Source organism: Hansschlegelia sp. KR7-227, from assembly GCF_049446035.1.
Lineage (GTDB): Bacteria > Pseudomonadota > Alphaproteobacteria > Rhizobiales > Methylopilaceae > Methylopila.
Genome location: NZ_JBMSEA010000001.1, coordinates 226,057 through 250,736 on the forward strand (window position 1 = coordinate 226,057; position 24,680 = coordinate 250,736).

Consider the following 24,680-nt stretch of genomic DNA (forward strand, 5'->3'; position numbering starts at 1 on the left):
CCGATCGCGCTTCGTGTAGCCCGGAACGGCGCGGGCGTCGACGTCCAGTCCGGGCCGCGCGAGTTGAGGTCGCCCCGCAAGTCCAACGAAAGTTTAGGTGCAGCGCAATATAATTGAACGAACCGGCGGCGTCTCTCGTTAGTGCGCGAGTCGATAAGACGCACCCAACGCCACAATAGGAGCGCGGCGACGTCATTGACGCGTCGGAATCGGCGCTTAGGTGAACGCTGGGGCATCAGCGGCGTTGGTCAACCAATCACTGACGAAGCCGGGAACAGAACAAGGTTGATGATGAAGACGACGAAGATTCTTCTGCTCGCCGGCACGGTGCTGCCGGCATTCGCGCTCGCCGCGCCCGCCATAGCGCAGGCGCCTGTGACCGCGGCGCCCTTCGTGATCGCGCAGGCCGGCGGCGGGGACGGGCCGGAGCGCGGCGGAGGACGCGAGGAGCGCCAGCAGCAGCGCCAGCAGCGGCAGGACGCGCAGCAGGAGCGGCAGCAGCGCCCGGCGGCGCAGGACGATCGGAAGCAGGAGCGTCAGAAGCAGCGCCAGGAAGCGCAGCAGGAGCGTCAGCAAGAGCGGAAAGAGCGCAAAGAAGCGCAGCCGGAGCGCCAGCAGCCGGATCGGCCGCAGCGGCAGGAGCGCCCGGACGCTCAAGACAATCGTCAGAAAGATCGCAAGGACGCGCTCGAAAAGCGTGAGGACGCTCAAGAGCAGCGCCAGAAGGAGCGACAGGACGCGCTGGAAAAGCGCCAGGAGATGCAGAAGGATCGCCAGGACACGGCGAAGGAGCGTCTCGAGCAGCGTCAGAAGGCCCAGGAAGAGCGCCAGAAGGACGTCAAGGACGCTCAGGAGAAGCGGGAAGACGCCCAGAAGGACCGTCAGGATCGGCTGAAGGATCTCCGGGAGAAGCGGGAGGATCGGCAGGAAGATCGCAAGGACGTCAAGGAGCGACGTGAAGACGCCGGCGAGCGCCGCGAGGACCTCAAGGAACGCCGCGAGGACGCTGCGGAGCGCCGCGAGGACGCCCAGGATCGGCGTCAGGACTCCCGGCAGAAGGACCGCATGGAGCGGCTGCAGAAGAAGATCCGTGAGGAGCGCCGCGACGCCCGCGACGACAAGGAGCGCCTCAACGAGCGTATCGACCGCATCCGCGGCGACCGCCGCGAACGCCGCGACGGCGACCGGGTGATTATCACCGAAGGCAACCGCACCATCATCCGCGAAGGCAATCGCACCATCATCCGCCGCGACGAAGGCGCCCGCTTCCGCTATGGCGCCCGCGACTTCCGCGAGGAGCGCGGCAATGGCGAAATCCGGCGCATCGTCACCCGTCCTGACGGCTCCACCATCGTCACGATCACCGACGATGACGGCCGCCTGATCCGCCGCACCCGGCGTTTCCGCGATCAGGAATATGTGCTGATCGACAACCGTCCGCGCGGCGCCCGCACGGGCATCTTCCTCAACCTCGATCTCGCGCCGCCGCCGATCTCCATCCCGCGTGAGCGCTACATCGTCGACGCCGACACCGCGTCCTACGACGACATTGAGGAGGCGTTCGTCGCTCCGCCGGTGGCTCGCCCCGAGCGCGCCTACTCGCTCGACGAAATCCGGCAGAACCAGCCCTTGCGTCAGTATGTGCGCTCGGTCGATCTCGACGCCATCACCTTCGACACCGGCTCGTGGGAGGTGAAGGACGACCAGATCGAGAAGTTGGAGAAGGTCGGCGACGCCATGGCGCAGGCGATCAAGAAGGACCCGAAGACGGTCTTCATGGTCGAGGGCCACACCGACGCGGTCGGTTCGGACGACGACAACCTGTCGCTGTCGGATCGCCGCGCCGAGTCGGTCGCCGAGGTGCTGACGAAATACTTCGACATCCCTGCTGAAAATCTGACGACGCAGGGCTATGGCGAACAGTATCTGAAGGTGCAGACCGACGGAGCCGAGGCGCGGAACCGCCGCGTCACGATCCGCAACATCACGTCGCTGCTGTCCAGCAGCAACTGATCGGCGCCCCGACCGCACGATCGGAGAAGCGCGCGGGCTTATGGCCCGCGCGCTTTTTTTCTAGCCATTTCGCAGGCGCCGCATGGGTGGCGGCGGAAATCGAACGCCCTAGCTGCTTAAAGGTGACGAAACCATGGCGCCTCGGCGCCGCTCAAGCGGAGGAGCAGCGCGATGGCGGAGACGGCTCGGGACGGAAGCGCGGGCGAGCCGAAGCTCGATCGTTCGGTGACGCTCTGGCAGATCACGCTCTACGGTCTGGGCTCGATGCTTGGCGCCGGCATCTACGGATTGATCGGCCAGGCGGCGGGCCAACTCGGCAGCGCGGTGTGGATGGCGTTCATCGTGTCGATGATCGCGGCGATGTTGACCGGCCTGTCCTACGCCAACATCGTGTCGCGCTATCCCAAGGCGGGCGGGGCCGCCTACGTGACCCAGCGGGCCTACATGATCCCGCTGCTCTCTTACGTCGTGGGGCTGACGGTCGTCTGCTCCGGCCTGACCTCGATCGCGACTCAGTCCAACGTGGTCGCCGCCAGCATCGCCAAGCTGTTCGGCCTGTCCGTGCCGATCTGGATCCTCGCCATCGGCTTCCTGCTCGTCGTCGCCGGCATCCTGCTTCGGGGCATCAAGGAATGCATGTGGGTCAACGCGCTCTGCACGGTGATCGAGGCGACTGGCCTGCTGATCGTGATCGCCTCAGGCGTCAGCTATTGGGGCTCCGCCAACCTTCTCGAATTCCCTGCGGCTGAAAGCCACAACAACGAGATCGGAGCGATCGCGGTCCTCGTGATGCAGGGCGCGGTCCTGACCTTCTTCTCGTTCATCGGCTTCGAGGACATGCTGAACGTGGCCGAAGAGGTGAAGGAGCCGAAGCGCAACATGCCGCTGGCGATCATCTTCGCGATGGTGGCGGCGACCGTCATCTACATGGCGGTCGCGGTGACCGCCGTCTCCGTCATCCCGTGGCAGGAGCTGCCGAAGGAGCTCGCCCTCGTCGCCGTGGTGGAAAAGGCGTGGCCGTGGTTCCCGCCCATCATCCTGAGCGTGATCACCATTTTCGCCGTGTCGAACACGGCGCTGGTGAACTGGATCATGGGATCCCGGCTGCTCTACGGCATGTCCAAGCAGGGCCTGATGCCCGCAAAGCTCGGCAAGGTGCACCCGACCCGCAGGACCCCTTATGTCGCGATCCTCACGCTGCTCGCGATCGTCATCGTGCTGTCCCTCGTCGGCGACATCAAGGCGCTGGCCTCATCGACGGTGCTGCTGCTGCTCACGGTGTTCACCATCGTCAACGTCGCGCTGGTGATTTTGAAGCGGCGCGAAGGGGAACCGCAGGGCGATTTCGAAGTGCCGATCTTGGTGCCGATGCTGGGAGCCTTCGTCTGCTCGGCGCTGATCGTCACACGGCTGTTCCAGACCGGCGACTTCATCGCCCCGCTGATCGCGATCGGCCTCATTTTGCTCATCACGGCGCTGTATTTCGTGACCGGCGCCGGGAAGGACCAGGCGCGGCTCCGGCGCTTCATCGAGCAGGAAGACGCCGCGGCCGAGGCGTGAGGCGGGGTCGTAACGCGTGAAGGTGGCGCTGGTCGTGAACTCGTCTTCGGGCGCCCTGATGCACAGGCCCGACGCCGCGGTCGAACTTGCGGACAAGCTGCGGGCGGCGGGCCTCGAAGTGGAGGCTGTCCTCGGCGGCGATTCGAGCGACATCGTCGAGCGCATGATCCAGGCGCGGGACCTTCCGGTCGACGTGATCGTGACGGCGGGCGGCGACGGCACCATCGCGGCCGCGGCCGCCGCGCTGGTCGGGACCGACAAGGCGCTCGCGCCGCTGCCGCTCGGCACGATGAACCTGCTCGCCAAGGACCTAAAGATACCTGTCGACCTCGACGCTGCGATCGCCGCCTTCGCCGACGCCGAAATCGTCTCGATCGACGTCGGCGAGGTCAACGGCCACAAGTTCCTGTGCAATTCGATGCTCGGCGTGCCGGCGCGGCTGGCCGAGCGTCGGGAGCGCAACCGCCTGCAGATGGGCTTGATGGGCTGGTGGAAGCACGGGCTCGCGACGCTCAAGGCGATGTACCGCTATCCCCCGATGCGCGTCGGGCTCGACCTCGGCGACGGGCCGATCTTCCTGCGCTCGAAAGCGATCGTCGTCGCCGACAACGCCTATGACGAAGGCTTCGGTCACGTGTTGACCCGTTCGCATCTCGATCGCGGCGAGCTCACAGTCTACGCGACCCGGCGTCTCAGCATCTGGCCGCTCGCGCGGCTCGCGACCCGCATGGCCCTGGGCCGGTGGACGCAGGATCCCGACCTGGAGACGCATCACGTGCGCAGCCTCATCGTCACCAGCCGCCGCAAGCTGCTGCGCGTGATGCTCGACGGCGAGACGCGGCTGATCCGGCCGCCGTTGCGCTTCATCATCCTGCCGAAAGCCTTGAAGGTGCTGCGCCCTCGCCAGATCGCGCCGGCCCCGGAGCTGGAGGACGCCGCGTGAGCGCCCCGGAAGCCGCCACTCCGCCGCGCAGGTCGGCTCAGGCCTTTCGGAGCGGCGGCTCGTGACGCGGATCGTCCATCTCTCGGACCTTCATTTCGACCGCGTCGATCCCGTGATCGTCAACGCGCTGCGTGACGAGATCAACGCCGATCCGCCGGATCTCGTCGCCGTGTCCGGGGACCTGACGCAGCGAGCCCATCGCCACGAATATCGCGCCGGCGCCGAGTTCCTGCGCAGCCTCGACGCGCCTGTGCTCGCCGTGCCGGGAAATCACGACATCAGTTACATCCATCTGCTGCAGCGCTTTGCCGACCCCTTCCGGCGTTGGCGCCGCTACGTCTCGCGCGAGCTCGAGCCGACCTGGACCGACGACACCGTGGCCGTGCTCGGGCTGAACACCGCGCGCCGCGCCGCGCTCGCGCTCGACTGGTCGAACGGCCGGTTCGGCCTTCGCCAGCTCGTGCGGTTCCGGAAACGCTGCGAGACCCTGCCGCCACATCTGTTCCGCATCGTGGTCGCGCATCACGCATTGCACCCGCCTGACGCCGAACCGGACCTCGACGTCGTCGGCCGCTCGGAGATAGCGCTCGACGTGTTCCGGAGGGAAGGGGTGGGCCTCGTGCTCGCGGGCCATCACCACCGCGGCTACATCACGGGGCACGAAGCCGCTCGCGAGGAGGCGCCCCATCTGCTGGTGGTGCAGGCGTCGACCGCGACCTCGACGCGCCTCCGCGGGGAGCCCAACGCCTACCATCGCATCGAGATCGACAAGTCGGGCGCCGTGGAAATCGAGATCCGCGCCTGGGACGGTCGCCAGTGGCGCGCGATCGCGGCGCGCGAACAGGGCGCGCAGCGCCCGCCGCCGCCGCCGCCGGCCGAGGCTCTGCCGTTCCGCAAGCCGACGGTCACCGAGGTCGCCCATCGCGACAGCGCGCCGGCCGGGCTGGGGTAGCAGGCAGGCTTAGCCGGACGCAGGCGCGAACTGCATGCGGGCGCCGATGGCCGCGCAAGATCGACGACAGCGGCTTGCTCCTCTTCGGCTTTTCGATCAGACGTCTCAGCCATGACCGACCTCCCTCTCGCCTCCCGCCCCGTCACCCAGCTCGCCCGAGAGGTCGCGCGCCGTCGCACCTTCGCGATCATCTCGCATCCGGACGCCGGCAAGACCACGCTGACGGAGAAGCTGCTGATGTTCGGCGGCGCAATCCAGCTCGCCGGTCAGGTGCGCGCCAAGGGCGAACGGCGGCGGACGCGGTCGGACTGGATGGCGATCGAGCGGGACCGCGGCATTTCGGTCGTCACCTCCGTGATGACTTTTGAATACCGCGGCTGCGTGTTCAACCTGCTGGACACGCCGGGCCATGAGGACTTCTCCGAGGACACCTACCGCACGCTGACCGCGGTCGATTCGGCGGTCATGGTCATCGACGCCGCCAAGGGCATCGAGGAGCGCACGCGCAAACTGTTCGAGGTCTGCCGGCTGCGCGACATCCCGATCGTCACCTTCGTCAACAAGATGGACCGCGAGAGCCGCGATCCGTTCGAGATTCTCGACGAGATCGAGAGCACGCTCGCGCTCGACGTCTCGCCGCTCACCTGGCCGATCGGCCGCGGCCGCGACTTCGCGGGCACCTTCGAGCTCAAGACCGGCCGCATCCGTCTGGTGGACGGCGGCGACGAGGCCGCCGGCTCGGGGCTGGACGCGCTGGGCGGGCTCGTGTCCGAACATCGCGCGACCGAGGTGCGCGAGGAGCTCGAGCTGGCGCAGGGCGCGCTCAAGGCGTTCGATCTCCAGTCGTTCCGGGAGGGACATCTGACGCCCGTGCTGTTCGGCTCGGCGCTGCGGAATTTCGGCGTCCGCGACCTGCTCGACGCGCTCGCCGACCTCGCCCCGGCGCCGCAGGGGCTCGAAAGCGACAAGAGGCCGGTCGCCTCGGACGAGGAGCGGATGACCGCCTTCGTCTTCAAGGTGCAGGCGAATATGGATCCGAACCACCGCGATCGCATCGCCTTCGTAAGGCTTTGCTCGGGAAAGCTCACGCGCGGCATGAAGGTGCGGCAGACCCGCACCCAGAAGATGATCGGCGTCCACGCCCCGCAGTTCTTCTTCGCGCAGGACCGGGCGCTCGCCGAGGAGGCCTATGCCGGCGACGTGGTCGGCATTCCCAACCACGGCGCGCTCAGGATCGGCGACACGCTCACGGACGGCGAGGACCTGTCCTTCCTCGGCGTGCCGAGCTTCGCGCCGGAGATCCTGCGCCGCGTCCGTCTCGAGGACGCGATGAAGGCCAAGAAGCTGAAGCAGGCCCTTCAGGAGCTGGCGGAGGAGGGCGTCGTGCAGGTCTTCCGTCCGCTGGACGGTTCCCCGGCGCTGGTCGGGGTCGTCGGGCCGCTGCAGCTCGACGTGCTGACGGGGCGGCTCGCAGCCGAATACGGCCTCGAGGTCGGCTTCGAACAGAGCCAGTTCTCGCTCGCCCGCTGGGTGTCGGCGGCGACCCCGAAGGACCTCGACGAGTTCGTCGCGGCGAACCGGTCCGGCCTCGCCGAGGACCTGGACGGCGACCCGGTTCTGCTCACCGGCTCAGCTTTCCAGATGAACCGCGCGAAGGAGCGCTGGGAGAAGGTCACCTTCACGGACGTGAAAGACGTGCGGAAGCAGGCGGCCTGACGGGTCTGCCAAGCGGAACCTTTTCGACTCCCGCCCGCTTGGCGTGAAAGGGAGCCCCTTTATGGCCGACGACGTCACGGGATTCGAGATCATCACGCTGGAGCGCCTGAGCGCGGGGGACAGGCGTCTGCCGTATGATGTCCGCCTGTTGCAGAGCCTCGCGCAGCGCGGGTTGGTCCGGTGCGTCGACGAGATCTGGGACGTCACGCCGCGCGGGCAGACGGCTTTGCTCGCGATCGTCGACGACATCTGAGGGCCGTCAGGCCAGCTCCCGCTCCCGCGTGCCTTCGAAGCATCCGCGTTTGCGCGCGAGCTCGCCGCCCACGAAATCCATGAAGGCGCGGATGCGCGCGCTGGTGCGCAGGTCCGGATGGGTCAGGATCCACAGTCCAGGCGGCGTCTGGCCCGGCGGATCGTAGAGACGGACGAGCGTGGGAAAGCGGTCCGCGATGAAGCAGGGAAGGGGGCCGACGCCGACGCCCGCCGCGATCGCTTCGGCCATGCCGAGCACCGTCGACAGCCGGTAGACCATTTTGTGTTCGCCCACGACGTCGCGCAGCCAGCGCTGCAGCTGGACGAGCATCTCGCCGGGTCCGATCCAGGGCAGATCGTCGAGCGCTTCTATCGCGCCGACCGGCTCGAGCGGCGCCGCGCCGTAGACGGCCCAGGAGATGCTGGCGAGGCGCCGGCCGACGAGGGTCTCGGGCGGCGACGACGTCACCCGGATCGCGATGTCGGCGTCGCGCTTCGACAGGTTCAGCACGGCGTTGCCGACGACCACGTCGAGCAAGATGTCGGGATAGGCCTTGCGGAAGGCGGCGAAAATGTCGGTCAGGCAGTGGATCAACAGCGTGTCATTGGTGGTGACGCGCAGCTCGCCGGCGGGGGCGAGGTCCTGCCCCGAGACCCGGCGCTCGAAGCCGACGATCTCGTCCGCCATGCGATCGGCGATCATCGCCATCTCTTCGCCGGCCGTGGTCAGGCCGTAGCCGGCCCGTCCGCGCTCGAACAGCCGCGCGCCGAGCCGGTCCTCGAGCGCGCCGAGACGGCGGAAGACGGTCGAGGCGTTGACGGCCAACAGATCGGCGGCGCCGGCGAGCGAGCGCCGCTCGGCGATCGCCTTCACCAGCCTGAAATCGTCCCATGCCAGCATGAAGTGATGCGCTCCGGGGGAAATCGCCTTGCACGGCTGCAAAGCGTTTAGCCGATCGCCGCGCCGGAGTCATGCCTCGGAAGGGCGATCGCCGTCATGGGGCGTCGGCCGTGCGCGGGAAGAGAAGGCGCTGGTAGATCGCCCCGATCCCGATCAGCACGCCGCCGAGGCCGATGAAGGACAGCGCCCGCCAGACCCCGCCGAGGCCGGCGAGGTCGAACAGGAAGACTTTTATCGTCACGACGATCAGCACCACGGCCGAGCCCAGGCGGAGCATCTGCGAGCGTCGCAGGACGCCGGTCCCGAGCAAAGCAAGGCCGCAGGCCAGCCACACCGCCGAATAGGCCCACATTTCCGCGTCGCCGATCTCGGGTCCGGAGAGCTCAGGCCCGACGAAGGCCTGCCGGACGGTCAAGGTGGCCCAGGCCAGCGCGAGGATGAGCGCGACGCCGCCAAGCGCCCGGCGCATCCAGATCGGCCGGCCTTCGGCCGCGAACGACGCCGCGGCGAAGGCGGCGATCGCCGGCAGGAGGTAGCCGGGCAAGAGGGCGTTGAGGACGACGCTTTCGCCGACCGGTTCGCCCGTCAGCGCGGGGTTGGCGCCGAACAGCAGGCCGAGCGTCGCGAGCAGACAGCCGAGCGCGCTCGCCGCCAGCGCGCCTCCCGCCAGCACGGGGCTCGCGCGCTTCAGGTTCAGCCCGCCTGCGACGGCCGCGAGCCCGAAGGCGACCGTCGCGTCGAGCCCGCTCTCAAGCAGACGCGGGCCCGTGGCCGCCATATCGCCGTCCCGCGCGAAATGGCGCGCTTCGGTGAAGCCGAGCAGCAGCGCGAAGACCAAGGCGGCGCCTTCGAGGATCTGAGACGGCCGGACCTGACCGGCGCGGGCGAAGAAACGTGAGGCGGCCCAGAAGGCCGCGGCCGGCGCGCCATAGCCCCACAGCAGCGCGTTGAACACCGGCGTCGACGAGAGATCCTCGCCGACGATCCGCGGGTCGAGCGCGATGCGGACCAGCACGAGACCCGCGGCGATCATCGCCAGCACGCCGAGCGCCCGGATCGGCCGCGCGGTGGCGACGAAACCGAGAGCGGCGGCCAGGAAGGCGAGGGCGACGGTGAGCGCGCCCTCGCGCATCGCCATGGCGAGCGCCAGGCCGACAGCGGCGGCGGCGCCGGTCGCGAAAGAGGCGGTGACGGCGGGGCCGGCGTCGCCTTTGGCCTCGCGGCGGGAGGCGTCGTCGGCGGCGAAGGCGAAAGCCGCCCCGAGCAGGACGGCGAGCCCGGCGAAACGCAGATCCGGCGCCAGGCCGACCGCCTTCCAGTAAACGAAAGCGAGCATCGCAAGAGGCGTCGCGACCGCCGAGGCCGCCAGCAGGCCGGCGCGCCAGTCGGGTCTCCCCGGCGCGCGCCGCGCCGCGTAGCCGCTGCCGAAAAGGTAAATCGCGCCAAGCACCGCGGCGAAGGCGAAGAAGGTCGAAAGCCCTGCGGCGCGCGCGATCTCGCCGGGCGCGGGCAGGCTGGTCGCCTCCGCGACGGCCGCCAGCGCCGCGTCGTCGAATGACAGGGCCGTCAGAACGGCGAGCGCGCCGCCGATGCCGGCGACCGGCGTCAGGCCGGCCGCCCAAACGCCGAGCGCGAGATGAAGGGCGAACAGCGCTCCTGCGGCGACGATGGCCGCGGTTCCGAAACCGTCGACGGCAGGCGCCCCTACGGCGAGCAGGCCGTAGAGGCCGATCAACGCGCAGGGGATCGGCGACGGTTTTGAAGGCTCAGGCGGCGTCAGTCTTCCGCCGGTGTGCAGAAGAGCGGCGAGGCCGGTGAGCGCGAAGGCGTAAGCGAGCGTCGCACCCGCCGCGCCGTCGAGCGTGACCAGCGCGGCTGCGCCCCAGAGAAAGGCCGCGACGCCGGCGCCGATCGCAAGCTGCGGCCACCGGCGGATCCGCGCGACCGCGAAGGCCGCAGCCGTCGGCGCCAAAAGGTAGATGAGGAGCGCCCAGACGTTCGGCTCGTCCGAGGACACCAGCAGCGGCACGCCAAAAGCGCCGACGAGGCCGAGCGCTCCGAGGATCGGTCCGTGCAGCAGCGCAGCCAGCATCGTGGCGACAGCGACGGCCCCGAGAAGAGGAAAGGCGACGGTCGGACCGACAAAGCCGTAAAGGGCGTAGGCCGCGTAGACGACGGCGAAAGCGCTGACGGCCCCGGCGGAGGTCACCGCCGCCGGGATGTCGATCGCCGGCCGGGGCGCGTCCCGCCGCGCCTCAGCCCGTCGCATGCGCTCGCCGAGGGCGAGCAGCCCGCAGGCGAACAGCGCGCCGAGCGTCACCCGCGCGGCCGGGCCGATCCAGCCCTGCTCGATGGAGTAGCGCACGAGGAAGACGCCGCCGAGCGCAAGCGCCAGCCCGCCGACGACGACCGTCCAGCGGGCGCCGAGCCTCTCTTCGAACGAACGCTTCGGCGCGGCGTCGGGCCTGGCCGAGATGGCCGGCGTCGAGCGCGGCGCGGAGGCGACCGACGGCTCGGGGAGGGCGGGGGGCGTGGCGTCGGATTTCGGCGGCGACGGCGGAGCAGGCTCGGCTGCCGGGCGGGCCGCCGCATCGGATGCGGGAGCCGCCCTGCGCGCAAGTTCGCGCTCAAGGAACGTGACGCGCTTCTCGAGCGTCTCGGTTCGCCTCCGGCCGACGATGGCCAAAGCCAGCGCCGCGACGGCGACGACGGGCAGCGCGAGCACGAGCAGGCCGAGCAGCAGGAATTCCACGCGAAAGGCCCCGGAGAAGGGCGTGGACCTTATGCGGAACGGATGTCCGGCGAAAGCCGGATGCCTGTTCGGCGTGGCCCCTCGAACTCAACGCCGCCGAAGGCGCCGCGCCATGCTCAGGCGCAGGCGCGCCCAACTCCCGGGCGGTCGTTCGGGATCGACGAAGTCGGTCTCCGACAGCGCGTCCTCGACCTCTCCAATCTCGCGGATCGGCAACTCGGCCAGGCGCCGCCCGCTCTTCGACAGCGCCTCGATCGTCGCGATCAGCGAGCCGGTCTCCTCGACCTTGGCGGTCACCTCGGCAGGCGTCGCGCCGAGATGCTCGGCCAGGAGATCATGGCGGATGGCCGTGATGTCCGACCCCAGCGGCCCCTCCTCCCGGACCTCGATCGCGAGGTCGCATTCGGTGTCGAAGCCCATGGACCGGTTGTTGAAGTTCGACGAGCCGACCCGGAACAGCCGGTCGTCGATGATCATGATCTTGGCGTGGACATAGATCGGGGCGCCGCCCTCGGTGACGGGGTAGTAAAGCCGGAAGCGGTTGCGGGCGTCGGCCCGCTTGACGTGTTCAAGCAGCTTGGCGCGGGTCGCGCCCATCGTCGATTCCTCCAGCCAGCCGTCCTGGGACTGAGGATTGACGATCACGACCTCCGGGCCGTCGAATTCGCGCAGGCGCGCCATCAGCGCTTCGGCGATGACGCGGCTCGCGAAGTACTGACTCTCGACGTAGATGGCGCGCTTCGCGCCGGCGATCGCCGCGAGATAGAGTTTCTCGATCTCGGTCACCTGCCGGTGCCCGTCATATTCGGCGAGGGTGCGCGCGATCCCCACGTCGACGTTCTCGAACGTCGTGGCGAGATGGTCGGGCCAGGGATCGCCTCCGGCGGGGGACGGCTCGATCGTCTCGCCCGTCGCCCGCAGCCAGCGTTCGCGGGCGAGGTCGCCGAGCGCTTTCGCGGCGGGGCCGTCCACGCAGGTCGTGGCGTCGTGCCAGGGCTGCAACGGGCGCCCCCACGGCGTGCGGCGGGACGGATCCTCTTCTTTGTGCTGACGCGTGTCCCAGCGACCGAGCGTCATGTCGATGCCGCCGCAGAAGGCGAGCGCGTCGTCGATCACCACGATCTTCTGGTGATGCGCGGCCAGCGGCGGATGGGCGGCGTCGAGCTTCATCTCGATGTTCTTCTTCGCCATCCACTGCATGAGGTAGAAGGGCGTCTCGCCCCGCGTCAGCGTCTCGATGACGCCGAGGTTCCACTTCAGCAGCCGGATGTTCAGCTCCGGCCGGCGGTCGGCGATCCACTTCAGGAACGGTCCGAGCTTGTTGGGCCCTGCGAGGGTCGGCCCTTCCGGCTCCAGCTCGATGCGCGAATCGAAGTCCCAGCCGATCAGCATCACGCTGTGTTCGGCGTTCAGGATCGCGGCCTTTGCCGCCCGGTAATAATCGGCGGCGTCGACGATGAAGGAGAAGCGGTTCGCGCGCTCGATCCGCCAGCAGGTCTCGCCAGGCTCGAGATAGGCGTTGGCGGTCATGCTGAACGTCGTCCCCGTTGCTGCCCCCGGCGGTTTATAGGTCAGCGCGGCGAGGCGTCATCCACGGCCGAAGCGCAGGCCCGGGGCAGGGCGCTCCTCGATCACCTCGCGCCGGAATCGGTACAGCTGAGCCGGCCGCCCCCCGGTCGCGGTCTCGGACTCGCCCGTCGGCTCGACGAGCGCCGCCGCCTCCACCAGCCGGCGGAAGTTCTGCTTGTGGAGCTTGCGGCCGGCCACCGCCTCCACGGTCTGCTGAAGGGCGGTCAGCGTGAAGCTCGGCTTCATCAGCTCGAACACGACGGGCCGGTATTTCAGCTTCGCGCGGAGCCGTCCCATGGCCGTCGCGAGGATGCGACGATGGTCGTCGCGCATCGTCTCGCCGAGCCGCGGAAGGCTCTCGCGGGCCGCAGCCGCGGTCCGGCCGTCGCGCGCCGCCTCCTCCACCAGGCCGGCCTCGTAGAGCAGTTCGTAGCGGTCGAGCACCTTTTCCTCGTCCCAGGGCGCGCCGTCGCAGCCGAAGCAGAGGCGGGCGCGGGCGAGCCGCGGCAGATCCCGGCCGGTCGCCGCCTCCGGCGCCTCGGCCGTCCAGCGCCCGAGCGCCGGAAGGATGGCGGCGTCGAGCACCTCCGGCCTCCGCCGTCGCCAGTCTTCCCATGGGAAGAAGGCGTACCACGGGCGGAAGGCGGCGCCGGCGCCGGCGAGGGCCGCGGCGTCGCGCGGCCGTCGCGTCAGCGCGAGATAGCCGATCGAGACGATGTGCGGGCCGACGTCGTCGGGCGTCGCGGAGCGGCCGAGGTCGCCGAAGGTGTAGAGCTGCTCGACATAGCCGACGTCCAGCGCGGTCTGCGCCGCGATCGAGGTCCTAAGCGCGATCTCCAGAGTGCGATGCCTGCGCGGGTCGAAGGGACCGGCGGGCAAGGCGGGGGCCCCGTCGCCGACGCGCGTGACGAGGATCTGGGGCGTGTCGCCGTCCACGGCGACCACCGCCGCCGAAAGGCCGATGCCGACGGTGGCGGGGTCGCTCACGCGGGCGATCGCGGGCAGAGCGAGAACGGTTCGCCTTCATAGGCGTCGACGCCGCGGCCGATCGCCTCGATCGCGGCCGCCATGCGGCCCTCGCGCCCGAGCGCCCGGTCGGCGAGGCGCACGATCAGCCGGTTGGGCGTCGCCGTCGGGCTCAGACGGCGGAGCGACTGGGCGAGCTCCGCCTCGTCGCGGCGCGGCTCCCGCGCGCAGGCGATCGCATATGCCATAGCGGTCGAGCGACTGACGCCGGCGTAGCAGTGCACCACGATCGGCTCGTCGCTGGCGGCCGCGAAGGCGAGCGCGTCCGCGACGTGGCTCTCCGACGGCGGCACATAGCCGAGCAGCGGCTCGGCGATGTCATGGAACCGCAGGACGAGATGATCGTTCGGGGCGATCCCCGGGGGCCGCGTGACCGTGGCGCCGTCGGCGATCAAAGACAGCAATCGTCGCGCGCGAACGGCGGCGACCGTTTCCGCGACGCGCGTGATGGAGCAGACCGCGATCATTGAGCGGATGCTAACTACGTCGGCGGGCGATGCAAACATCAGAAGAGTCCAAAAGGGGCCAGCCCCGTCGCGAGGAACGTTGGTGAGCTCGTCACGCGTGAAGCTCGTGGAAGCGCGCCAGAAAGCGCCGGGCGGCCATCTCAGCCGGCCAGGGCGTGAGATCGGCGTCCGACGGCGCGCCTTCGGGGCGGCCGAAGAACCTCCGGGCCTCCTCGAGCGAAAATCCCGCCAGACGCGTGGCCTCGAGAAACGCTGCCGAGGCGTCGGCGCGCTTGAGGAGCTTGGTGACGGCCGGAGAACGCTCGGGCGGCAGCCCGAAGCGCAGGTGGATCGCGCTCATCAGGCGCGCCTCCACCGCCTTGTACTCGCCGCCGAGCACGGCCTTGAACGGGCTGATCATGTCGCCGATCACATATTCCGCCGCGTCATGCAGCAGGATCGCCAGCCGCGTCTGCGCGTCCGCCTCGGCGGAAAGTCGCCCGGCGATCCGCTCCACCAGCAGGGAATGCTGGGCGACGGAGAAGATGTGCGCGCCGGACGTCTGCCCGTTCCAGCGCGCCACCCGCGCGAGGCCGTGGGCGACGTCGGCGATCTCGACGTCGAGCGGGGAGGGGTCGAGCAGGTCGAGCCTGCGACCCGACAGCATGCGCTGCCAGGCCCGGGGCGACGCCGTAGCCCTGCGCGCGGCGGCGGGCTTCGTGGGGGAGGGTCGGTCGTTCACGGGAACGGGCTTATCGCCTTTGACGGAGAGGCGCGGAGCGCGCGAAGGGTGACGGCGAACGACAATAACCGAGTCTGGGAGGACTCCATGACCGTGCTTTACGGCGCCGAACACCGCGCGCTGCAGGACGCCCACGACACGCGCCGGCTCGCCGATCTGTGGCAGGACAAGCTGATCCACCGCGAGCTCGCCCCCGAGGAGCAGACGTTCATCGCAAGCCGCGACATGTTCTTCCTTGCGACCGTCGACGAAGAGGGCCGACCCACCGTCTCGTACAAGGGCGGCGCCGAAGGTTTCGTGCGCGTGCTCGACCCGACGACGCTGGCCTTCCCCGGCTATGACGGCAACGGCATGTTCCTGTCGGCCGGCAACATCGCGACGACGCGCTCTATCGGGATGCTGTTCATCGACTTCGAGACGCCGCACCGGCTGCGCGTGCAGGGCGACGCCGAGATCGTGCGCGAGGGTCCGCTGGTGGAGAGCTTCCCGGGCGCCAGCCATGCGGTTCGCGTCGCCGTGACCGACGCCTTCGTCAACTGCGCCCGCTACGTCCACCGCTACAAAAAGCTCGGGCCCTCGCGTCACACGCCGGCGGCCGGCGGAGACCAGCCTCTTGCGGAATGGAAGCGCATCGACTGGGTCTCGCCGCATCTCGCCGCGGCGGACAGCCGGGCGATCGCCGATGCCGGCCCCCTCACCATGGACGAGTACGGCTCTTTGGTCGCCGAAGGAAAAAGCTGATCTCGGCGCGTCTCCGCTCTAAGTACGATCACGCTGGCGCGAGCGCGTCCGCTTCCTGAACGAACAGCGTGAGAAGCCCGATGGCGACGACTCCAGCCGAGACCGCAGGCGGGGCGCGTTCGCGCCCCTGGTACACGATCCTGTATGTGCAGGTGCTGATCGCGGTCGCGATCGGGATCCTGCTCGGCTATTTCGATCCCGCCCTCGGCAAGGCGATGAAGCCGCTCGGCGAAGGCTTCATCAAGCTCGTGAAGATGTTGATCGCGCCGATCATCTTCCTCACCGTCGTTCACGGCATCGCCTCGATGAGCGACATGAAGAAGGTCGGCCGGGTCGGGCTGAAGGCCCTGATCTACTTCGAGGTCCTGACCACGGCCGCCCTGATCGTGGGCTTGGTCGTCGTCAATCTGCTGCAGCCCGGCGCCGGCATGAACGTCGACCCGTCGAAGCTCGACGCCGGATCGATCGCGAAATACCAGGAGGCCGCCAAGGGCCAGACGGTCACCGACTTCTTCCTGCACATCATCCCCGATCAGGTGATCGGGGCGTTCGCGCAGGGCGAGATCATCCAGGTGCTGTTCTTCGCCGTGCTGTTCGCGTTCGCGCTGCATATGCTGGGCGAGCGCGGCAAGCCCGTGATGACGCTGATCGACGTCTCGATGGAGATCTTCTTCAAGATCGTCTCGATCGTGATGCGCGTGGCGCCGATCGGCGCGTTCGGCGCGATGGCCTACACCATCGGCAGCCAGGGCCTCGGCGCGCTGGCGTCGCTCGGCTATCTCATGGCGGCGTTCTACCTGACCTGCCTGATCTTCGTGTTCGGCGTGCTCGGGATCGTGGCCCGGCTTGCGGGCTTCTCCATCTTCAAATTCGTCCGCTACATCCGCGAAGAGCTGCTGATCGTGCTCGGCACGTCCTCCTCGGAGTCGGTGCTGCCGCGCATGATCGGCAAGATGAAGAAGGCCGGGGCCGAGGAATCGGTCGTCGGCCTCGTCATCCCGGCGGGCTACTCCTTCAACCTCGACGGCACCTGCATCTACCTGACGATGGCCGCGATCTTCCTCGCCCAGGCCACCAACACCGAGCAGACGCTCTGGCAGCAGATCGTGATCCTCGCGATCCTGCTGCTGACCTCAAAAGGCGCGGCGGGCGTCACGGGATCAGGCTTCATCGTGCTGGCCGCGACGCTGCAGTCGGTCGAGCACATCCCGACGACCGCGATCGCGCTCATCCTCGGCATCGACCGCTTCATGTCGGAAGCCCGCGCGCTGACCAACCTCGTCGGCAACGGCGTCGCGACCATCGTGGTGGCGAAGTGGGAGGGCGTGCTCGACGAGCGGAAGCTTCACGCCGAGCTCGACAGCGGCGGAAGCGCCGAGGATGACGAACCCGCCGGCGCGCCCGCGAAGGCGTGACGACAGGCCCTCGCGGTCTCAGGCTTCCGCCACCTCGTCATGGCGCCAGCAGTCGACCATGTGGTCGTTGACCATGCCGACCGCCTGCATGAAGGCATAGACGATCACCGGGCCGCAGAAGGTGAAGCCGCGGCGCTTGAGGTCCTTCGCAAGCGCTTCGGACACCGGCGTCGAGACGGGCACGTCGCCGATCGCGCGCCACCGGTTCTGCACCGGGCGGCCCTCGACGAAGCCCCAGAGATAGTCGGAAAAGTCCTCGCCTCTTTCGCGCATCGCGAGATAGGCGCGGGCGGATTTGATCGCGCCTTCGATCTTGGCGCGGGAGCGCACGATGCCGGCGTTCTCCATCAGCCGCGCCACGTCCGCCTCGCCATAGGCCGCGACCTTCTCCGGGACGAAGCCGTCGAAGGCTTCGCGAAAGGCCTCGCGCTTCCTGAGGATCGTGATCCAGGCGAGGCCGGCCTGAAAGCCGTCGAGCACCAGCTTCTCGTAGAGCGCGCGCGGATCGCGCTCCGGCACGCCCCAGTCGGTGTCGTGATACCGGACGTAGAGCGGATCGATCCCGCACCACCGGCATCGGCATTTGCCGTCGGCGTGCGGCGGGGCGGCCTCGCTCAAGCGGCGGTCTCGCCGGGATAGGCGAAGCGCGCCCAGGCCGGCTTCTCGATCGTCAGCATCGCGGCCCCCGCGACCAGGGGCACGCCGGCCGCGCGCGCCTCCTCGGCGCGGTCGAGGCGCAGCAGCGCGAGCCCGCGGCCGTTCGCGGAGGAGCCCATGCGGCCGACGGTCTTCGGCCCCGCCGTCACGGCTTCGCCGATGGCGGGCGGCAGACCGTCGAGCAGGACGGGCGTGACCCGCGTCCGCGCCGTGCCGCGGTGCTCCATGCGGCTCACGACTTCCTGACCGACATAGCAGCCCTTCTTGAAATCGACGCCGTTCAGCTGATCGAGGCAGGCCTCGTGCGGGAACGTGTCGCCGTAAACGAAGTCGAGCCCGCCATGGGGCACGCCCAGCGCGACGCGGTGCGCGCGCCAGGCGTCGAGATTCTCCGAAACGCCCTCCGGGAGCGCGGCGCCCGCTGGGAGATAGGCGCGCGCGCCGAGCCCCGCGAGCCGCGGATCGAACACGAGATCGCCGTCGACGCGCGGCAGCATGCCGTCGCCCCACAGCGCCGCCACGCGCAGCTCGTCGCTCTCGTCTCGGAGATCGACGTTCGAACGCAGCTTGTAGAGGGTGAGGCGGCGCATCAGATCGGCGACATGCGGACGTGGAACGTCCAGCCGGAAACCGTCCGCGACCCGCGACACGATCATATCGACGATGATCTTGCCCTGCGGCGTCAGCAGCGCAGCGTAGGCCGCACGGCCCGGCGCCAGCCGTTCGACGTCGTTGGTAAGAAGGTTGTCGAGGAAACGGCCCGCCTCCGCGCCTGTCACCCTCACAATGCCGCGTGCGTCGAGGAAAGCGCCGCGCATCTGGCTCTCCCATATGGTTGCCATCAGCCCCGCGCGAAGGTAGCCACCCCCACGTCCCCTCTCAAGCCGATCCTTCGACGAGGCCGCCATGTCGAGAACCTTCGACCTGATCCTGACGGGAGGCGTCGTGGTCAATCATGACGGCGAGGGCCGAGCGGACCTCGGCGTGATCGACGGGCGAATCGCCGAGATCGGCGATCTGTCGCAGGCCTCGGCCGGGGAGACGGTCGACTGCGCGGGCTTGCATCTGCTGCCGGGCGTGATCGACAGCCAGGTGCATTTCCGGGAGCCGGGCGCTACCCACAAGGAAGACCTCGAGACGGGCTCGCGCGCCGCCGTGCTCGGCGGCGTCACCGCCGTGTTCGAGATGCCGAACACCAGCCCGCTCACCGTCACCGCGGACGCGCTCGCCGACAAGCTCGCCCGCGCCAAGGGGCGGATGCACTGCGATCACGCCTTCTTCGTCGGAGGCACGCATGAGAACGCCCGTGACGTCGCCGAGCTCGAACGGCTGCCGGGGGCGGCCGGCATCAAGATCTTCATGGGTTCGTCCACCGGCTCCCTGCTGGTGTCGGACGATGCGGGGGTCTCCGAGATCCTGAAGCGCACGCGGCGCAGGGTCTCCGTGCATTCCGAGGACGAGCCGCGGCTCACTGAACGGAAGGGGCTGCGGGTCGCAGGCGACCCCTCCAGCCACCCCGTCTGGCGCGATCCGGAAGCCGCGATGAAATGCACCCGCCGACTGCTCGCGATCGCGCGCCAGCATGGGGCGAAAGTGCATGTCCTTCACATCTCGACGGCGGAGGAGATGCGCTACCTCGCCGATTTCAAGGACGTCGCGACGGTGGAATGCACCCCGCATCATCTCACGATGGGTTCGGACGCCTATCAGCGGCTCGGGACGCGCGCCCAGATGAACCCCCCGGTGCGCGACGACGCGCATCGCGCCGGGATCTGGTGGGGTCTGCGGCAGGGGGTCGTGGACGTGCTCGGCTCCGACCACGCGCCCCACACGCTTGAGGAGAAGGACAAGCCCTATCCCGACAGCCCGTCCGGCATGACGGGGGTCCAGACGCTTGTGCCGATGATGCTCGACCACGTCGCGGCTGGACGCCTGAGCCTCGCGCGTTTCGTCGATCTGACCAGCGCCGGGCCGAACCGCATTTTCGGGATCGCGCGCAAGGGACGGCTCGCCGTCGGCTATGACGCCGACGTCACGGTGGTCGATCTGAAGCGGCGCGAGACGATCACGAACGCGTGGATCGGCTCGCGCAGCCGCTGGACGCCCTACGATGGCGTCGACGTGACCGGATGGCCGGTCGGAACGGTCATCCGAGGCAGGCGCGTGATGTGGGACGGCGAGATCGTGACGCCCGGCTCGGGCCGTCCCGTGCGATTCATCGACGCCCTGACCGGGTGAGCGCGGTTCGGTCGGAGCCGGCGAGCGCGAAACATGGCGCCGCGGTTGCCTCCGCCTCCCCGGACGCCAGTTTGCGGCGTGAGCCGATGGGCCTCGGTTTCCCAAGGTCGAAGGAGTTCCCCACGTCGTGATGGACGTCTCGCTCGTCGCGACCGGAATCGCGATCGGCATCGCCGTCAACGCGCCGGTCGGTCCCGTCAACCTCATGTGCATCCATCGCGCGATCCGGAACGGCCCGGCCTCCGCGATGGCGGCCGGCGTCGGCGCCTGGATCGCGGACGTGATGTTCGCGGCGATGGCGGCCTTCGGCGTCAGCGCGATCACGAACTTCGTCGAGGGGCATCTCTCGGTCATCAAGGTGGTCGGCGGCGCGCTGATGATCGCGTTCGGCGTCAAGCTTCTCTATGCGCGGCGGGAGGCCAAGGCGCCCAAGGACGACACGGCGATGTCGCTCTTCCGGGCGGGCCTCACCTCCTTCGCGCTGACGGTGACCAATCCGGCCGTCTTGCTCGGCTTCCTCGCGATCTTCGGCGGCCTCGCCGGCATCGGAGAGAAGCCGGGCGACTTCGGCGCCGCCGCTCTTCTGACCCTCGGCGTGGCGATCGGCAGCGCCGGCTGGTGGCTCGGGCTCTCGACCGGAGCGAGCCGGCTCCGCGAGCATATCGCCGAGACCTGGCTCGGCCGCATCAACACGATCTCGGGCGCGGCCCTCGCCGTGTTCGGCGTCGCCGTGCTGATCGCGGTGGCGCTGGGGTACTGACCGTCAGTGCGGCAGGCGGGGGAGGGTGTAGCCGCCGGTGCGGACGCGCTCGGGCAGCTTCTCGACGAAGCGGGCCGTCGCCTCTTCGCCGAAGGAGAGCACGAGCTCCTTCAAGGCCGCGAACAAGGCGGCGTGCGCCACGCAGTCCGGCGCGATGCCGTCCAGCAGCGCTTCCTCCCAGGCCTCGTCCAGATAGGCGAGCGCGGCTCGGCGCTCGTCCGTCGTCGCCTGGTCGGTGGTGGAATCGTCCTGACTCATGACCCGCCTTCTCGTCACCCAATGCGGACTCTAGCGGATCGCGGGCAGGGCGAAGCCGATTCTCGAAGAAAGGGTTAACGGGCGGGGGAAAACTTGAGCGATCGCTCAGGGCCCGTATCGCAGCTTGACGTTGGTCGCGATCTTGGAGGCCTCGTCCAGGAACTTCGAGATCGCGAGCTCGGCCGCCGGCGTGCAGCTGCGGTAGCTGCGGGCCCAGGTCCGGAAGCTCGCGTTGAACGCGCCCGCCATGCGGTCGCGCCGGTCCGGCGTGGGCTGCTCCGCCTCGATCAGCGCCGCCATGCGGTCCCGCCACACCGTCGCGTCGCTCGCCGAGCAGACGGTGCGCAGATGGTAAAGCGCGCCGAGCACCTCGGCGAGCCGCATCAGTTGCGGCTCATAGGGCGGGGGAGCGTTCGGATCGGGGGCCGCGGGCGCCGCCGGGGCGCCGGGCGCGGGCGTCGGAAGCGGGGGCGGGCGCCGCTCGGCCGACTGCGCGGCGAGGGGACCGGCGGTCGCGACCACCAGCGCTCCGGCCAAAGCCGCCGCCGTAAACCCCGGCGCGAAACCTCGCCTGCGCTCACTCACCGCAGAGGCTCCGGGCGCGCTCGATCACCAGCGCAAGGCCGGGAGTCGTCTCATAATCCGACAGCGCCTCGGGCCTGACCCACGCCACCTCCGTCGCCTCCTCGCCGGGGGTCGCCTCTCCGGAGATCCAGTGGCCGGCATAGGCCAGGATCGCGACGTGCCGGGCGACGGCCCCCTCGGCTTCGGGCAGGATCACCTCCACAACGTCGGCGAGCCCTATGACCTGCGCGCGCACGCCGGTCTCCTCCTGCAGCTCGCGCATCGCGGCCTCGGCCGCGCGCTCGCCGAGTTCGACCCTTCCGCCCGGCAGCGACCACAGCCCGCGGGAGGGCGGCCGCCCGCGACGGGCGATCAGGACCTGGCCGTCGCGGAAGCAGGCGAGGCTCGCGGCAAGCGTCGGTCGGGCCGTGCAAGGCCGGTCTGAGCGGAGTTGATCTTGATCCAGCGTGGCCTCCGTGCGAGCACCGTGCGGCCTTCGGCCCAACGACGCGGGACCCATAGCATGAGCGAACGCTACGCCCAGACCTCGTCTCCCGAGGCCCTGTCCGCGTTGCTCGGGGCCGAGGCGGCCGCGGAGCTCAAGCCCCGCTACAACATCGCGCCGACGCAGGACGTTCCGGTCGTGGTGATCGAAGACGGCGCCCGCCGAATCGTCACGATGCGCTGGGGCCTGCCGCCTCTCGGCGAGACCGCCGCCCCCGCCATCGTCAACGCTCGCGCCGAGACATTGGCCCAGAAGCCCGCCTTCCGCACCGCGCTCCAGCGCCGCCGCTGCCTCGTGCCGGCCGACGCCTGGTATGAGTGGAGGACCATCGGCCGATTCCGCCAGCCTTATCTGATCCGGCGGCTCGATCGGGCTCCGATGATGTTCGCAGGGGTATGGGACGCGTGGAGCCGACCGGACGGCGCGACGCTGACCGCGGTGGCGCTGGTCACCGTGCCGGCGAAGGGTCGGCTCGCCGGCATCCATGAGCGCGCGCCTGCGGCTCTCGCGCCGGCGCATTGGGACGCGTGGCTCGACGTGACGGTCGACGGCAGCAGCCTCGCGCTGCGCTGCATGGCGCCGCCCCCCGACGACGAATTCGAGGCGATCGCGATCGGCGCCCGGATCAACCAGATCGGCAATGACGGTCCCGAAGTGCAGGAGGCGGCTTCGGAACATGCCGTGGCCCCCGATCATGCCCAGCCGCGACTGGTCTGACCCTGGGCTTCAGCGCGAGCCCAGGCGCGGGTAAGGCGGGAACGCGCCGCGCGTCGCGGGGTGGGCCGTCTCCGCGGTGAAGGTCGGCCGGCAGTCGCCGCTCAGCCGTACCTCGTGCTCGCGGTCGACCCAGCGGCAGGATGCGTAGCCGGAGACCCCGCGCTCGCAGATCTGCTCCTCATATCGCGCGACCTCGACCCGCGGGCCGCGGCACGACGACTGGGCCAGATCGGCCGCCGACGCTCTGTCGGACGCCGACGGTCGATCCGCCGCCGCCGCGGGGGACGCGGCCCACAGGCTCGCGGCGGCGATCAACGCGGCGTGGAAGGGTACTCGGATCATCGGACGGCCCCGGACAGGATGCCGCCCCAGTCTCCGAGGCCCGCGTTAAGGGCGCGTTTCCGTCAGCAGGACGCCTGGATTGAACAGCCCCTCGGGGTCGAACGCGCGCTTCACCGCGCGCATCAGGTCGAGTTCGACCTCGGACTTCACACCCGACAGCAGGCCGCGCTTCAGCCGTCCGACGCCGTGCTCGGCCGCTATGGAGCCGCCGAAATCGGAGACGATCGCATGAACCACCTGGTTCATCGCGGCCCATCCCTCGAGATATTTCGCCTTGTCGGCGCCCACCGGCTGGCTGACGTTGAAATGGATGTTGCCGTCGCCGGCATGGCCGAAGGCGACGACCCGCGCCCCGGCGAGGTGCCTTTCGACGGCGGCCGTCGCGGTGTCGATGAACTCCGCGACGCGGGCGAGCGGAACCGAGACGTCGTGCTTGATCGAGCCGCCCTCATGGCCCTGCACCTCCGAAAGCCCCAGCCGGATGCGCCAGAAGGCGGCGGCCTGCTCGCCCGAGGACGCGATGGCGGCGTCGGTCACGACGCCGTCCTCGAGAGCCTCTCCGAGAATGGCTTCGAGCGTGTCGGGCAGGCCGGTCTCGAGCGGCGACGACAGCTCGAGCAGGAGATACCAGGGATGCGGCTCGGCCAGCGGATCGCGCGCGCCGGGCAGGTGCCTGAGCGCGAATTCGACGCCGATCCGCGGCATCAGCTCGCAGCCGGTCAGCGCCTGGCCGGCGCGGGCCCTCGCCAGGCGGAACAGGGTCAGCGCCGCGGCGGTCGACGGCAGGCCGACGAAGGCGGTCGCGGTTTCGCGCGGCGCCGGAAACAGCTTCAGCACAGCGGCGGTGACGACGCCGAGCGTTCCCTCCGAGCCGATGAACAGCTGCTTCAGGTCGTAGCCCGTATTGTCCTTGCGAAGCTTGCGCAGCCCCTGCCAGATCCGCCCGTCCGGCAGCACGGCCTCGACGCCCAGCACCAGCTCACGGGTGTTGCCATAGGCGAGCACGCCGGTGCCGCCGGCGTTCGTCGCGATGTTGCCGCCGATCGTGCAGGTGCCTTCCGACCCGAGGCTCAACGGGAACAGCCGGTCGACCTCGGCGGCCGCCTCCTGGGCCCGAGCGAGAGTCACCCCGGCTTCGACCACCATGACGTTCTCGTCGGGATCGACCTCGCGGATCCTGTCGAGGCGGATCGTCGACAGCAGGATCGCCGAGCCGGACCCGTCCGGCGTCTGGCCGCCGACCAGCCCGGTGTTGCCGCCCTGCGTCACCACGGCCGTCCCCGTGTCGCGGGCGAGCCCGACGATCGCCGCGACCTCCTCGGTGGAGCGCGGCGTGACCACCAGACCGGCCTTGCCATGATAGAGGCCGCGCGGCTCGACGAGATGCGGCGCCGCCGCGTCGACGTCGAGCGTGTCGCGGGGGGATACGAGCTGCGCGAAGCGAGCGACGAGGTCGGGCGGCATGGCGATGGTCATGGCGTCCATTATGGCGCGCCGCCGGCCCCGGCGCATCTGTCTTAGGCATGGCCCCGCGCCGCGGCGCGCGGAGCCCGCGGGGCGGAATGCCTGCGGACACGGGCGTCGGCGGCGGGTCCGCCTTGACTTGTGCGG

General features: G+C 69.6%; 25 protein-coding genes. 11 read left to right on the top strand and 14 right to left on the bottom strand.

Features of this window, described 5'->3' with window-relative positions:
- Positions 1-216: 216 nt before the first annotated feature.
- Entirely contained in the window at positions 217-711 is a 495-nt protein-coding gene (locus tag ACO2RJ_RS00975; RefSeq protein ID WP_423266143.1) for a hypothetical protein, read from the bottom strand.
- Positions 712-759: 48 nt separating this feature from the next.
- Here ACO2RJ_RS00975 and ACO2RJ_RS00980 point away from each other — a divergent pair, with 48 nt between their 5' ends.
- The 6 genes from ACO2RJ_RS00980 (at position 760) to ACO2RJ_RS01005 (ending at position 7,437) form a co-directional block, all read left to right on the top strand.
- Positions 760-2,013: an OmpA family protein gene (locus ACO2RJ_RS00980; protein ID WP_423266144.1), complete on the top strand. Its 1,254-nt coding sequence runs from the start codon at positions 760-762 to the stop codon at positions 2,011-2,013.
- Positions 2,014-2,184: 171 nt separating this feature from the next.
- Entirely contained in the window at positions 2,185-3,573 is a 1,389-nt protein-coding gene (locus ACO2RJ_RS00985) for an APC family permease (protein ID WP_423266145.1), read from the top strand.
- Between the two features lie 16 nt (positions 3,574-3,589).
- Entirely contained in the window at positions 3,590-4,516 is a 927-nt protein-coding gene (locus ACO2RJ_RS00990; RefSeq protein WP_423266146.1) for a diacylglycerol/lipid kinase family protein, read from the top strand.
- A gap of 61 nt (positions 4,517-4,577) precedes the next feature.
- Positions 4,578-5,468 (top strand): metallophosphoesterase family protein, encoded by an 891-nt coding sequence (locus tag ACO2RJ_RS00995; RefSeq protein ID WP_423266147.1) that lies wholly within the window; start codon positions 4,578-4,580, stop codon positions 5,466-5,468.
- Between the two features lie 111 nt (positions 5,469-5,579).
- Positions 5,580-7,184, top strand: a complete 1,605-nt coding sequence (locus ACO2RJ_RS01000) for a peptide chain release factor 3 (protein WP_423266148.1) — start codon at positions 5,580-5,582, stop codon at positions 7,182-7,184.
- A gap of 61 nt (positions 7,185-7,245) precedes the next feature.
- Entirely contained in the window at positions 7,246-7,437 is a 192-nt protein-coding gene (locus ACO2RJ_RS01005) for a hypothetical protein (RefSeq protein ID WP_423266149.1), read from the top strand.
- 6 nt (positions 7,438-7,443) lie between these two features.
- Here ACO2RJ_RS01005 and ACO2RJ_RS01010 read toward each other — a convergent pair whose 3' ends face one another.
- The 6 genes from ACO2RJ_RS01010 to ACO2RJ_RS01035 all read right to left on the bottom strand — a co-directional run bounded on the left by ACO2RJ_RS01010 (position 7,444) and on the right by ACO2RJ_RS01035 (position 14,797).
- The gene (locus tag ACO2RJ_RS01010; RefSeq protein WP_423266150.1) at positions 7,444-8,337 is read right to left on the bottom strand and encodes a LysR family transcriptional regulator; all 894 of its coding nucleotides are present in this window, start codon (positions 8,335-8,337) and stop codon (positions 7,444-7,446) included.
- 94 nt (positions 8,338-8,431) lie between these two features.
- Positions 8,432-11,089, bottom strand: a complete 2,658-nt coding sequence (locus ACO2RJ_RS01015) for a DUF2339 domain-containing protein (RefSeq protein WP_423266151.1) — start codon at positions 11,087-11,089, stop codon at positions 8,432-8,434.
- Between the two features lie 87 nt (positions 11,090-11,176).
- On the bottom strand, positions 11,177-12,619 hold the full coding sequence (locus ACO2RJ_RS01020; protein ID WP_423266152.1) for a phospholipase D-like domain-containing protein: 1,443 nt from the start codon (positions 12,617-12,619) through the stop codon (positions 11,177-11,179).
- Between the two features lie 57 nt (positions 12,620-12,676).
- Positions 12,677-13,645 (bottom strand): NUDIX hydrolase, encoded by a 969-nt coding sequence (locus ACO2RJ_RS01025; RefSeq protein WP_423266153.1) that lies wholly within the window; start codon positions 13,643-13,645, stop codon positions 12,677-12,679.
- The gene (locus ACO2RJ_RS01030) at positions 13,642-14,190 is read right to left on the bottom strand and encodes a tyrosine phosphatase family protein (protein ID WP_423266154.1); all 549 of its coding nucleotides are present in this window, start codon (positions 14,188-14,190) and stop codon (positions 13,642-13,644) included. The genes ACO2RJ_RS01025 and ACO2RJ_RS01030 overlap by 4 nt, the downstream gene beginning before the upstream one ends.
- Positions 14,191-14,242: 52 nt before the next feature.
- Entirely contained in the window at positions 14,243-14,797 is a 555-nt protein-coding gene (locus tag ACO2RJ_RS01035; protein WP_423268881.1) for an HD domain-containing protein, read from the bottom strand.
- Positions 14,798-14,959: 162 nt separating this feature from the next.
- Here ACO2RJ_RS01035 and ACO2RJ_RS01040 point away from each other — a divergent pair, with 162 nt between their 5' ends.
- Together ACO2RJ_RS01040 and ACO2RJ_RS01045 are read left to right on the top strand one after the other, a co-directional pair.
- The gene (locus tag ACO2RJ_RS01040; protein WP_423266155.1) at positions 14,960-15,613 is read left to right on the top strand and encodes a pyridoxamine 5'-phosphate oxidase family protein; all 654 of its coding nucleotides are present in this window, start codon (positions 14,960-14,962) and stop codon (positions 15,611-15,613) included.
- A gap of 80 nt (positions 15,614-15,693) precedes the next feature.
- Positions 15,694-17,028 carry a dicarboxylate/amino acid:cation symporter gene (locus tag ACO2RJ_RS01045; RefSeq protein ID WP_423266156.1) on the top strand — a complete coding sequence of 445 codons (1,335 nt, stop codon included), beginning with the start codon at positions 15,694-15,696 and terminating at the stop codon, positions 17,026-17,028.
- Between the two features lie 18 nt (positions 17,029-17,046).
- On the opposite strand, the gene ACO2RJ_RS01050 is transcribed toward ACO2RJ_RS01045, so the two are convergent.
- Both ACO2RJ_RS01050 and ACO2RJ_RS01055 read right to left on the bottom strand, forming a co-directional pair.
- Positions 17,047-17,646 carry a DNA-3-methyladenine glycosylase I gene (locus ACO2RJ_RS01050; RefSeq protein WP_423266157.1) on the bottom strand — a complete coding sequence of 200 codons (600 nt, stop codon included), beginning with the start codon at positions 17,644-17,646 and terminating at the stop codon, positions 17,047-17,049.
- A complete protein-coding gene (locus ACO2RJ_RS01055; protein ID WP_423266158.1) occupies positions 17,643-18,503 on the bottom strand; it encodes a YgfZ/GcvT domain-containing protein in 861 nt (286 codons plus the stop codon). Before ACO2RJ_RS01055 ends, ACO2RJ_RS01050 begins: the two co-directional genes overlap by 4 nt.
- Before the next feature lie 88 nt (positions 18,504-18,591).
- On the opposite strand from ACO2RJ_RS01055, the gene ACO2RJ_RS01060 reads away from it, so the two are divergent.
- Positions 18,592-19,923 (top strand): dihydroorotase, encoded by a 1,332-nt coding sequence (locus ACO2RJ_RS01060; protein ID WP_423266159.1) that lies wholly within the window; start codon positions 18,592-18,594, stop codon positions 19,921-19,923.
- Positions 19,924-20,053: 130 nt separating this feature from the next.
- Complete coding sequence (locus tag ACO2RJ_RS01065; protein WP_423266160.1) at positions 20,054-20,683, top strand: LysE family translocator; 630 nt, start codon at positions 20,054-20,056, stop codon at positions 20,681-20,683.
- A 3-nt stretch (positions 20,684-20,686) separates the two neighbouring features.
- Here ACO2RJ_RS01065 and ACO2RJ_RS01070 read toward each other — a convergent pair whose 3' ends face one another.
- The 3 genes from ACO2RJ_RS01070 to ACO2RJ_RS01080 all read right to left on the bottom strand — a co-directional run bounded on the left by ACO2RJ_RS01070 (position 20,687) and on the right by ACO2RJ_RS01080 (position 22,025).
- On the bottom strand, positions 20,687-20,941 hold the full coding sequence (locus ACO2RJ_RS01070) for a hypothetical protein (RefSeq protein WP_423266161.1): 255 nt from the start codon (positions 20,939-20,941) through the stop codon (positions 20,687-20,689).
- 105 nt (positions 20,942-21,046) lie between these two features.
- Positions 21,047-21,526: a TIGR02301 family protein gene (locus ACO2RJ_RS01075; protein WP_423266162.1), complete on the bottom strand. Its 480-nt coding sequence runs from the start codon at positions 21,524-21,526 to the stop codon at positions 21,047-21,049.
- Positions 21,519-22,025, bottom strand: a complete 507-nt coding sequence (locus tag ACO2RJ_RS01080; protein ID WP_423266163.1) for an NUDIX hydrolase — start codon at positions 22,023-22,025, stop codon at positions 21,519-21,521. Before ACO2RJ_RS01080 ends, ACO2RJ_RS01075 begins: the two co-directional genes overlap by 8 nt.
- A gap of 3 nt (positions 22,026-22,028) precedes the next feature.
- On the opposite strand from ACO2RJ_RS01080, the gene ACO2RJ_RS01085 reads away from it, so the two are divergent.
- The gene (locus ACO2RJ_RS01085) at positions 22,029-22,727 is read left to right on the top strand and encodes an SOS response-associated peptidase (RefSeq protein WP_423266164.1); all 699 of its coding nucleotides are present in this window, start codon (positions 22,029-22,031) and stop codon (positions 22,725-22,727) included.
- Positions 22,728-22,736: 9 nt separating this feature from the next.
- Here ACO2RJ_RS01085 and ACO2RJ_RS01090 read toward each other — a convergent pair whose 3' ends face one another.
- A complete protein-coding gene (locus ACO2RJ_RS01090) occupies positions 22,737-23,069 on the bottom strand; it encodes a hypothetical protein (protein WP_423266165.1) in 333 nt (110 codons plus the stop codon).
- A 45-nt stretch (positions 23,070-23,114) separates the two neighbouring features.
- Positions 23,115-24,554, bottom strand: a complete 1,440-nt coding sequence (locus tag ACO2RJ_RS01095; protein WP_423266166.1) for an FAD-binding oxidoreductase — start codon at positions 24,552-24,554, stop codon at positions 23,115-23,117.
- Positions 24,555-24,680: the final 126 nt, after the last annotated feature.

What these genes read in the sequence shown, in the direction of transcription:
- ACO2RJ_RS00980 (WP_423266144.1), top strand. Translation starts at nt 760, where the DNA reads ATGCAGAAGGATCGCCAGGACACGGCGAAGGAGCGTCTCGAGCAGCGT.
- ACO2RJ_RS00985 (WP_423266145.1), top strand. Translation starts at nt 2,185, where the DNA reads ATGGCGGAGACGGCTCGGGACGGAAGCGCGGGCGAGCCGAAGCTCGAT.
- ACO2RJ_RS01000 (WP_423266148.1), top strand. Translation starts at nt 5,580, where the DNA reads ATGACCGACCTCCCTCTCGCCTCCCGCCCCGTCACCCAGCTCGCCCGA.
- ACO2RJ_RS01005 (WP_423266149.1), top strand. Translation starts at nt 7,246, where the DNA reads ATGGCCGACGACGTCACGGGATTCGAGATCATCACGCTGGAGCGCCTG.
- ACO2RJ_RS01010 (WP_423266150.1), bottom strand. Translation starts at nt 8,337, where the DNA reads ATGCTGGCATGGGACGATTTCAGGCTGGTGAAGGCGATCGCCGAGCGG.
- ACO2RJ_RS01020 (WP_423266152.1), bottom strand. Translation starts at nt 12,619, where the DNA reads ATGACCGCCAACGCCTATCTCGAGCCTGGCGAGACCTGCTGGCGGATC.
- ACO2RJ_RS01030 (WP_423266154.1), bottom strand. Translation starts at nt 14,190, where the DNA reads ATGTTTGCATCGCCCGCCGACGTAGTTAGCATCCGCTCAATGATCGCG.
- ACO2RJ_RS01035 (WP_423268881.1), bottom strand. Translation starts at nt 14,797, where the DNA reads ATGCTGTCGGGTCGCAGGCTCGACCTGCTCGACCCCTCCCCGCTCGAC.
- ACO2RJ_RS01040 (WP_423266155.1), top strand. Translation starts at nt 14,960, where the DNA reads ATGACCGTGCTTTACGGCGCCGAACACCGCGCGCTGCAGGACGCCCAC.
- ACO2RJ_RS01045 (WP_423266156.1), top strand. Translation starts at nt 15,694, where the DNA reads ATGGCGACGACTCCAGCCGAGACCGCAGGCGGGGCGCGTTCGCGCCCC.
- ACO2RJ_RS01055 (WP_423266158.1), bottom strand. Translation starts at nt 18,503, where the DNA reads ATGCGCGGCGCTTTCCTCGACGCACGCGGCATTGTGAGGGTGACAGGC.
- ACO2RJ_RS01060 (WP_423266159.1), top strand. Translation starts at nt 18,592, where the DNA reads ATGTCGAGAACCTTCGACCTGATCCTGACGGGAGGCGTCGTGGTCAAT.
- ACO2RJ_RS01065 (WP_423266160.1), top strand. Translation starts at nt 20,054, where the DNA reads ATGGACGTCTCGCTCGTCGCGACCGGAATCGCGATCGGCATCGCCGTC.
- ACO2RJ_RS01070 (WP_423266161.1), bottom strand. Translation starts at nt 20,941, where the DNA reads ATGAGTCAGGACGATTCCACCACCGACCAGGCGACGACGGACGAGCGC.
- ACO2RJ_RS01080 (WP_423266163.1), bottom strand. Translation starts at nt 22,025, where the DNA reads ATGGGTCCCGCGTCGTTGGGCCGAAGGCCGCACGGTGCTCGCACGGAG.
- ACO2RJ_RS01085 (WP_423266164.1), top strand. Translation starts at nt 22,029, where the DNA reads ATGAGCGAACGCTACGCCCAGACCTCGTCTCCCGAGGCCCTGTCCGCG.
- ACO2RJ_RS01090 (WP_423266165.1), bottom strand. Translation starts at nt 23,069, where the DNA reads ATGATCCGAGTACCCTTCCACGCCGCGTTGATCGCCGCCGCGAGCCTG.
- ACO2RJ_RS01095 (WP_423266166.1), bottom strand. Translation starts at nt 24,554, where the DNA reads ATGGACGCCATGACCATCGCCATGCCGCCCGACCTCGTCGCTCGCTTC.